General features: G+C 66.0%; 7 protein-coding genes and 3 pseudogenes. 9 read left to right on the top strand and 1 reads right to left on the bottom strand.

Annotated elements, in window-relative coordinates; genetic code table 11:
• Positions 1-37: 37 nt before the first annotated feature.
• From HY26_RS15250 to HY26_RS15230, 5 genes and pseudogenes are all read left to right on the top strand, one after another.
• Positions 38-481, top strand: a pseudogene (locus HY26_RS15250) (cation-transporting P-type ATPase); the annotation flags it as partial.
• Entirely contained in the window at positions 471-845 is a 375-nt protein-coding gene (locus HY26_RS15245; protein WP_233351650.1) for a zf-TFIIB domain-containing protein, read from the top strand. The pseudogene HY26_RS15250 and the gene HY26_RS15245, both read left to right, overlap by 11 nt.
• Positions 846-915: 70 nt before the next feature.
• On the top strand, positions 916-1827 hold the full coding sequence (locus HY26_RS15240; protein ID WP_112073990.1) for a cation diffusion facilitator family transporter: 912 nt from the start codon (positions 916-918) through the stop codon (positions 1825-1827).
• A 24-nt stretch (positions 1828-1851) separates the two neighbouring features.
• Positions 1852-2280 (top strand): hypothetical protein, encoded by a 429-nt coding sequence (locus HY26_RS15235; protein ID WP_112073989.1) that lies wholly within the window; start codon positions 1852-1854, stop codon positions 2278-2280.
• Positions 2281-2366: 86 nt separating this feature from the next.
• Complete coding sequence (locus HY26_RS15230) at positions 2367-3800, top strand: alkaline phosphatase D family protein (protein ID WP_112073991.1); 1434 nt, start codon at positions 2367-2369, stop codon at positions 3798-3800.
• 13 nt (positions 3801-3813) lie between these two features.
• Here the strand turns inward: HY26_RS15230 and lspA are convergent, their stop codons facing one another.
• Positions 3814-4314 (bottom strand): signal peptidase II, encoded by a 501-nt coding sequence (gene lspA / locus HY26_RS15225; RefSeq protein ID WP_112073988.1) that lies wholly within the window; start codon positions 4312-4314, stop codon positions 3814-3816.
• Positions 4315-4517: 203 nt separating this feature from the next.
• On the opposite strand from lspA, the gene HY26_RS15220 reads away from it, so the two are divergent.
• The 4 genes and pseudogenes from HY26_RS15220 to HY26_RS15205 all read left to right on the top strand — a co-directional run.
• The gene (locus tag HY26_RS15220) at positions 4518-4946 is read left to right on the top strand and encodes a helix-turn-helix domain-containing protein (protein WP_112073987.1); all 429 of its coding nucleotides are present in this window, start codon (positions 4518-4520) and stop codon (positions 4944-4946) included.
• Positions 4947-5013: 67 nt separating this feature from the next.
• Complete coding sequence (locus tag HY26_RS15215) at positions 5014-5703, top strand: ZIP family metal transporter (protein WP_112073986.1); 690 nt, start codon at positions 5014-5016, stop codon at positions 5701-5703.
• A gap of 6 nt (positions 5704-5709) precedes the next feature.
• A pseudogene (locus tag HY26_RS15210) lies at positions 5710-6249 on the top strand (cation diffusion facilitator family transporter); the annotation flags it as partial.
• A gap of 66 nt (positions 6250-6315) precedes the next feature.
• Positions 6316-6585: pseudogene (locus tag HY26_RS15205) on the top strand (transposase); the annotation flags it as partial.
• Positions 6586-6607 lie beyond the last annotated feature (22 nt).

Below are 6607 nucleotides of genomic sequence, written 5' to 3'. Positions count from 1 at the left end.
ATAATGGACCACTTTGCTGGGGGCAGACCAGGCGGTGATCGAGGAACTGGTCGCGACCCACGACATGGTGGCGATGATCGGCGACGGGGTGAACGACGCACCGGCGATGGCGCGGGCGCATTTCGCCATCGCGATGGGCGCGGTCGGGTCGGATGCGGCGATCGAGACGGCGGATATCGCCCTGATGACCGACGATATCGGCAAGGTGCCGTGGCTGGTCGGCCATTCGCGGCGCACGCTGTGGATCATTCGCCAGAACATCGGCCTGTCGCTGGCCACCAAGGCCGCCTTCGTGGGCTTGACCGCCTTCGGGATGGCCACTACGTGGGGAGCAATCGCCGCCGATGTCGGCGTGTCGCTGATCGTCGTCGCCAACGCACTGCGCCTGTTGCGCGCCAAGGGGCGGGATCCGGCGGCGCCAAGTGGCGGCGAGAGCATCGGCGAACACATGCCAAAAGGAGCACTGGCACATGGTCATTGAACTGAAGGAACCGGGCAAGGAGCCCGAACGCAACAGGGGCGCGTCAATGCTGTGTCCGGTCTGCAAGGTGACGCTGACAATGGCGGATCGTCAGGGCGTCGAGATCGACTATTGCCCGCAGTGCCGGGGTGTCTGGCTCGACCGTGGCGAGCTTGACAAGATCATCGAGCGCAGCGCCGCCGAGATGGCACCACCGCCGCCGGCACCCGACCCCCGGCGGCGCGATGACGACGACGATGATCGCGGTCGCGGCGGCTATGGCGGCGGCTATGGCAAGCACGGTGGCGGTCATGGCGGTCATGGTGGTGGCAGTCATGGCGGCGGCTATCGGCGCAAGTCCTGGCTGCGCGAGATCTTCGATTGACGTTCGCGCGGGCGGTTCACGGGCAGGGCGCGCCAGCCGGTGAGCCAACCCCACAGCGGGCGGTCTGACGATGGGCGCGGGACACGGTCACGGCGGCGGCGGGGGAACCTCTGCCAGCCGCCACAAGGGCAGCCTGAGATGGGCGCTGGCGATGACCGGCACGTTTCTTGTGGTCGAGGTGGTCGGCGGGCTCTGGACTGGCAGTCTGGCGCTTTTGGCCGATGCCGCGCATATGGCGACAGACGTGGGCGGGCTGTTCATGGCGCTGGTCGCGGTGCGCTTTGCCGAACGCCCGGCGACGCCCGACATGACCTATGGCTTTGTGCGCACCGAGGTTCTCTCGGCGCTGGTCAACGCCGTGGTGCTGCTGGTGGTCACCGTCTTTGTGCTGCGCGAGGCGTATTTCCGCCTGTTCGCGCCGGTTGAAATCCTCGGCGGGCCGATGCTGGCGGTGGCGGTGGCGGGGCTGATCGTCAACCTGGTGTCGATGCGGATGCTGCACGCCGGATCGCAGGAAAGCCTGAACCTCAAGGGCGCGTATTTCGAGGTGCTGGCCGACATGCTGGGATCGGTCGGGGTGATCCTCGCGGCGCTTGTCGTGATGTTCACCGGCTGGACCATCGCCGACCCGATCATCGGCGCCGCCATCGGGCTCTTTATCGTGCCGCGCACCTGGATCCTGCTGAAGGGCGCGCTGCGCATCCTGATGGAGGGCACGCCCGCCCATGTCGATGCCGGGTTGCTGCGCGCGCGGCTCATGGAGGTTCCCGGCGTTGCGGACGTGCACGACCTGCACGTCTGGACCCTGACCTCGGGCGTCGACGCGATGAGCTGCCATCTTGTCGTCGATGATCTCGAGGCCCGGCGCAACGCGCTGATCGGCGCGCAAAAGGCGATGCACGACGGTTTTGGGATCACCCATACGACGATCCAGATCGAGGATGCGGCCCTGCGCGAGGCCGAGGGCGAGACGCATCGCTGAACAGAGTAGTGGAGTTGACGCGACATGGGACATCACCGGAAACAGCATGGTCACGCCACACCCCGGTATGCCGGGCCGCGCGGCGGTGAGGGTCGCCCCGACCATGACCGGGTGCCACGCCAGTCACGGATTCCGCTGGGTCTGATCGCGATCGGGTTGGTCGTCTGGTCGGGTCTGGGCTGGGGCGTCTATCTGCTGGTCGATCCGGTGCTGGCATGGCTGGCGGGCTCGGTCGGCCCGCTGACCGATGCCGGGACCGGCATCGCGCGCTGGTTCGGGTTCGGGCAACAGGCGGCGGCCCTGCGCGATGTCGCCAATGTCGAGGTGCTGATCGGCCAGGTGGCTGGCCCAATGCATTTCATCGTCAAGGCCGGGCTGATCCTTTTGTGGCTTGCGGGGCTGGTCGCGCTGGTCGCGCTGCCGGTCATCCTGCGGCGCAGGTCGCGGTGGTGACAACTGTCGGCAGATCGGCGGCCTTTGGCCTGTTGCGGTCCGGACCATCGCCCCGGCTTGCCGGCACGCCTTCCCGACAGCGTGCGATGACCGCCGCCCGTCCGCCCCTGATCGGCCCGGTCCTCGTCCTCGACGATATCGGCGCGGCCGCGCTAAGGCTGTCGGCGCTGTTCATCACCGACGGCGACGAAGGCCCGCCGCCGGTCGAGACATCCGGCGGCGCGTATCGCGCAACTGTTCTGGCGCGGTTCGACCGGGCGACGGTCTGGCGTGCACGTTTCGATCTGCTCGCCGACCGGCCCGCCGAATACCGCTGGAACGGCGAGACATATCCTGTTGCCTGCGATCTGCGCGGCGACCTGCGGATCGCCTTTGTGTCGTGCAACGGCGAGGAGGCCGACGATCTGGAGCGCGAGGGGTCGGAGCGCAACGCGATGTGGGCGCGGCTGGGCGCGGCGCACCGGGCGGCGCCGTTCGCGCTGCTGCTGCATGGCGGGGATCAGGTTTACGCCGACGAAATCACGCAGGGCCATCGGCTGAGCGAGGACTGGCCCTCGCAGATCCCCCCCGAACCATCGCCCGCTGACCTTTCCGATCTGCGCCACCATCTGCGCGAACGGCTTCTGGATCGCTACGCGGCGCTTTATGCCGCACCCGAATTCGCCTGGATCGCCGCGCGCGTGCCCTCGCTGATGCAATGGGACGATCACGACATCTGCGACGGCTGGGGCTCGCTCAGGCGGTGGCAGACCCATTCCGCCGTTGGCCAGACACTGTTTTCGGTCGCCCGCGAATGTTTTCTTGTCTTTCAGCAGGCGGCGGTGGAGGGCGATCTGCCGCCGCGGTTCCATGATCCGGCGGGGCACCACCTTGGCTGGCGGGTCCGCGCGCCGGGGCTGCGCATCCTGGCGCCTGACCTGCGGTCAGAGCGCACGCGGCGCAGCATACTGGGTGCCGGCGGCTGGGCGATGATGGATGCCGAGGCCGCCGCACCGCCGCCGGGATCGACGCTGCTGGTCTCAAGCGTGCCCCTGCTGGGACCGCGCCTGTCGGTTCTGGAAACGCTGATGGTCGCGATCCCGCGGATGCAGAAATACGAGGACGACCTGCGCGACCAGTGGCAAAGCCGTGCGCATCGCGCGGAATGGCAACGGATGCTGCGGCTGGTGCGCGACATGACCTATGCGGACGGGCGCAACATCACCGTGCTTTCCGGCGAGATCCATCTGGCGACACGGGCGGTGATGGAACTGGAACGCGGCCTCGCGGTGCATCAGCTTGTGGCGTCGGGCATCGCGCACCGGGCGCCGCCGGCGGCATGGGCTAGGGTTCTCGGCAGTCTCGCGCGGTTGGGCGAGGCGCCGCTGGCACGGCATCCGATCCGCATCGGGTGCCTGCCCGGCCGGCGCAGGCGCTATGTGGCCGAGCGGAACTACCTGATGCTCGAACGCCGATCGGACAGCTGGAGCGCCGCCTGGGATCTGGAGCACAGCGGCGCGACCCCCGATTTGCCGCTGTAGCCGCCGACGGCTGTCAACGGCCGGCGCGGGCCTTGCGCCGCCGCGCCTGTCGTGCCTGCCGGTATTCCGACAACAGCAACAGCCCAACGCCGCCGACCACCGCGACATCGGCCATGTTGAACGCCGGCCAGTGCCAGGTGCCGACATAGACATCGAGGAAATCCGTCACCGCGCCAAAACGCAGCCGGTCCGCCACATTACCGAGCGCGCCGCCGATGACAAGGCCATAGGCGGCGGCATCCAGACGGCTGGTGGCGCGCACCAGCAGCACCGTCAGCCAGACCGTGACCACGAGCGCCAGCCCGGACAATGCCCACCAGGGCGCGCCGCCCAGCAGCCCGAAGGTGACGCCATCATTGCGTAAAAAGATCAGGTTGAAGCCGGGCACGACCGGAATGCCGCCCGCCAATGCGTCACTGTAGGCATTGGCCACGGCCTTGGTGATCTGGTCGGCGGCAAGGGCCAGCCCGATGCAGACAGCGCCGGTCGATCCTGTCGCGAATCCTTGATCCATTGTCGTGCCCTTTTTGCATTCGATTTCGGGACGGCATGACGCCGCACCTGCGATTGACAGGCCTTTTACAAGCTTTAGCCACTAGAGGTTCAAGCGAAATCTGGTGGTGCCGGCGACGCGTCGCGATCCTTGTCGATACGGGGCCTTTCGCCCGGTCCGCCGTCCGTCCATAATGCGCAAGTCACTGTAGAGACGAGGCCGGGATGCTGACCATCGGAACATTGTCGCGCAAGACCGGGACCAAGGTCCAGACGGTGCGCTATTACGAGCAGATCGGCCTGTTGCGCGAACCGGGCCGCACCGCGGGCGGGCAGCGCCGGTATGAAGAGGCCGATCTGGACCGGCTCGCCTTTATCCGGCACGCGCGGCAGCTTGGCTTTGCGCTCGACGCGATCCGCGAATTGCTCGACCTGTCGGATCATCCGCAGCAGTCCTGCGCCGACGCGGATTCGATTGCCCGACGCCAGTTGAAACAGGTCGAACAGCGGCTTTTGCGGCTTCAGGCGCTGCAAAAGGAACTGAAACGGATGATTGCCGAATGCAGCGGCGACCGGATGGCCGACTGCCGCGTTCTCGAAGTGCTGCGCGACCACTCCGAATGCCTGACCGCGCATGACGATATCGGCGCGTGAGTGCGACCTGCGGGAACCGATTTGCGGTCAGGCTGGTTCGGTCTGCAAGAGATAGGGACGGAACGGAGTGACAGAAGCCTGGATTTACACGCTCGCGCCCGCAATTCTGGCGGTGATTGCGTCTTGGGTCGCCGTCAGGTTCCGTCCTGGCCCGCTGACGATCAGCGCGATCCAGCATTTTGCCGCCGGCGTGGTCTTTGCCGCCGCGGCCGGTGAGATCCTTCCGGACATCAAGCACCAGGGGTCCGCAATCGCCACCCTTGTCGGCGGGTCGGCTGGGGTCGCCGTGATGCTGCTGGTCAAGCAGATCGAGGGTTACATCAAAGGTCCGGCGGGCCTTTTGACGACGATCGGGATCGACATTCTGATCGACGGGCTGGTGTTGGGCATCGCGTTTGCTGCTGGTGCGAAAGCGGGCCTGTTGCTGACCGTCGCGCTGTCGCTCGAAGTCGTGTTTCTGGGGCTGGCGCTGACCACGGAACTGACCACCTCGGGCTGGACCAGACGGCGCACTGTCGCGGTTACGGCGGGGCTGATGGTGCTGATGCCGTTGGGCGCGGTTCTGGCCACGCCCGTCGCCGCCCTGTCTGCGCCGGTGGTGACGGGTTTTCTGGCGTTCGGCCTGGTCGCGCTGCTGTATCTGGTGACCGAGGAACTGCTGGTCGAGGCGCATGAGACACCCGACCGGCCCTGGGTCGCGGCGATGTTCTTTGTTGGCTTCCTGTTGCTGTTGCTGCTCGAAGAGATGATCGGATGACCCGCCATGCCGCATGACCACGATCATCTGGACCCAGAGTCTGGCGACCGGCGGGTCGGCATCGCGATCTGGGCGAATGGCATCCTGACCGTCGCCCAGGTCGCCGGCGGGATCTTTGCCGGCAGTCTGGCGCTGATCGCCGATGCGCTGCACAATTTTTCCGACATGGCGTCGCTGATCATCGCCTTTGGCGCGCGCAAGATCGCCCGCCGTCCGGCCGATGCGCGGATGACCTTTGGCTATGGCCGGATCGAGATCGTGGCCGCCCTGATCAACTATACGACGCTGATCGTGATCGGGCTTTATCTGATCTACGAGGGCGGGATGCGGATGATCGACCCGCCCGAGGTCAAGGGCTGGTGGGTGGTCTGGCTTGGCGGTATCGCGCTGGTCGTCGACACGGCGACGGCCCTGCTGACCTGGTCGATGCAGAAGGGCAGCGTGAATATCCGGGCCCTGTTCATCCATAATCTGTCGGATGCGCTGGCCTCGGTCGCGGTGATCGTCGGCGGCGTGCTGATCCTGCTTTACGATATCCGCTGGGTCTGGTCTGCCCCCAGCAAAGTGGTCCATTATTTGAGTTAGTTCCGGCTTCAGAAATGGAGTTGAGACATGGGCAAGAGATTGAAGCCTGAAGAGATCATAGCAAAGCTGCGGGAGGTTGAGGTTCGCCTTGCTCGCGGTGAAACCGCTGCGCAGGCAGCGCGTGCCATCGGCGTGACGGAGCAGAGTTACTATCGCTGGCGCAAGGAGTATGGCGGCCTTAAAGTTGGCCAGGCCAAACGAATGAAGGATATGGAGAAAGAGAACACGCGGCTGCGGCGCGCGGTCTCTGATCTAACTCTGGACAATCAGATCCTCCAGGAAGTTGTGCGGGGAAAGTACTAAGCCCTTCACGTAAACG

It is taken from the genome of Hyphomonas sp. GM-8P (genome assembly GCF_003263315.1).
Lineage (GTDB): Bacteria > Pseudomonadota > Alphaproteobacteria > Caulobacterales > Hyphomonadaceae > Hyphomonas.
The sequence above is the reverse complement of the archived record's forward strand: the minus strand, read 5'-3'. Positions and strand labels throughout refer to the sequence as shown.

Coding starts and splice junctions, on each gene's coding strand:
- HY26_RS15245 (WP_233351650.1), top strand. CDS start 471: ATGGTCATTGAACTGAAGGAACCGGGCAAGGAGCCCGAACGCAACAGG.
- HY26_RS15240 (WP_112073990.1), top strand. CDS start 916: ATGGGCGCGGGACACGGTCACGGCGGCGGCGGGGGAACCTCTGCCAGC.
- HY26_RS15235 (WP_112073989.1), top strand. CDS start 1,852: ATGGGACATCACCGGAAACAGCATGGTCACGCCACACCCCGGTATGCC.
- HY26_RS15230 (WP_112073991.1), top strand. CDS start 2,367: ATGACCGCCGCCCGTCCGCCCCTGATCGGCCCGGTCCTCGTCCTCGAC.
- lspA (WP_112073988.1), bottom strand. CDS start 4,314: ATGGATCAAGGATTCGCGACAGGATCGACCGGCGCTGTCTGCATCGGG.
- HY26_RS15220 (WP_112073987.1), top strand. CDS start 4,518: ATGCTGACCATCGGAACATTGTCGCGCAAGACCGGGACCAAGGTCCAG.